This window comes from Dietzia sp. DQ12-76 (assembly GCF_014145045.1).
Lineage (GTDB): Bacteria > Actinomycetota > Actinomycetes > Mycobacteriales > Mycobacteriaceae > Dietzia.
On the sequence record NZ_JAALDV010000446.1, the window covers coordinates 1 to 1660 of the forward strand.

Annotated in this window: 2 protein-coding genes; one reads left to right on the forward strand and one right to left on the reverse strand. The window is 71.4% G+C overall.

Going from position 1 to position 1660, the window contains the following annotated elements:
- A partial coding sequence (locus tag G6019_RS14445; RefSeq protein ID WP_182627861.1) for a DMT family transporter occupies nucleotides 1-559 on the forward strand: 559 nt, incomplete at its 5' end.
- Here G6019_RS14445 and G6019_RS14450 read toward each other — a convergent pair.
- On the reverse strand, nucleotides 535-1660 hold a 1126-nt coding region (locus G6019_RS14450), incomplete at its 5' end, for a protein adenylyltransferase SelO (protein ID WP_182627863.1). The two genes, G6019_RS14445 and G6019_RS14450, sit on opposite strands and share 25 nt — an antisense overlap.

Here is a 1660-nt window from a genome sequence, read left to right on the forward strand (position 1 = left end):
GCCGCGGCAGTGGAGCGGGGTCGCCCTCGGTCTCGGCGCGGTCGCACTCTGCGTCGGCGGGGTCGGCGATCCGGGCCCGGCGATGGTCCTACCGGTGATCAGCCTGCTGGGTCTGAGCTGCTCGGCGCTGCTCGAGCGTCGCTGGGCGCCCCGGGTCAACCTGGTCACCGCCCTCACGGTCCAGGTGTGTGCTGCGGCGGTCGTCTTTGTCACCGTCGCCGTGCTCACCACCGGACTCGCGGTCGACCCGACCGCGCGGCTCGTGGGGTCGCTCGCATGGCTGGTGGTCCCGGCCGGGCTCGGTGGCTATGGGGCGTACATCCTCGCCCTGCGCCGCCTCGGCGCCACGCCCACGAGCATGCTGCTCTACCTCACCCCTCCGGTTTCGGCGATCTGGGCGTGGGCGATGCTCGGCGACCGGGTCGGGGCACCCCAACTCATCGCGATGGGGCTGGGGGTCGTGGCGGTCCTGCTCGCGGCGGACTCCGGTTCGTTTGCGCGCCGGGGCGACGGGGCCGAGCCCGCTCACCTGTCTCAGGTGCCGCAGAAGGTGACGTGAGGAGAGGCGTCGGGCGGGGCCGGGCTGGCGTACCGCTGAAGTCCGGGACGCTCGGTGTAGGGATCGGTGACGACGACGAGGAGCTCGGAGAACGGCCCGAGATCACCCGCCGTCGCCGCGTCCAGGGCCTCCTCCACCAGGTGGTTGCGCGGGATGTACACGGGATTCGCGGCCGCCATCACCTCGACCGAGGGATCCAGCGTGCGCCAGCTCGCAAGCCATCCGTCCGCCAACTCCCCCACCAGCTCCCGCACTGCCGACGTGTCACCCGCCGCGGCCGGGATGAGCGCGCGGAAGAACGACGTGAAGTCGACCCGGGTCGCGGTGAGCAACCGCGAGAGTTCCTCCAGCAGCGGCTCGACCGGATCCGATTCGACCGCCTCCGACTCGGATCGGCCCGGCGCAGCGGGAAGCCCCAGCTTGCGACGCATCCCCGCGGTCCAGGCCGCCTGATAGCGAGCGGGGAACGTGCCCAGAGAGGCCGTCAGCGTCTCGACGGCCGCGTTCTCGTCGTCGTCGACCAACGGGACCAGGGTCTCGGCGAACCGCGCCAGGTTCCACTGCATGATGGGCGGCTGGTTTCCGTAGGCGTAGCGGCCCTGGGTGTCTATCGAGCTGAACACGGTGGCCGGGTCGAATGCCTCCATGAACGCACAGGGGCCGTAGTCGATGGTCTCGCCGGAGATCGTGGTGTTGTCCGTGTTCATCACCCCGTGGATGAACCCCAGGAGCATCCACTGCGCCACGAGGGAGGCCTGGGCGTCGAGGACCGACTCGAACAGACCGAGATACCGGTTCTCGGCCTCCGCCGCCTGCGGATGGTGGCGCGTGATGGCGTGGTCGGCCAGCCTGCGCACCAGGTCGAGGTCTCCGGTGGAGCGCGCGAACTGGAAGGTGCCCACCCGCAGGTGACTGCCCGCGACGCGAGCCAACACGGCGCCCGGAAGGGGTTGATCGCGGTGCACGGCCACCCCGGTGCCGACCACCGCGAGCGCCCGCGTGGTGGGCACACCCAGCGCGTGCATGGCTTCGCTGACGAGGTACTCGCGGAGCATCGGCCCGACGGCCGCCAGGCCGTCCCCTCCCCGGGCGAACGGCGTG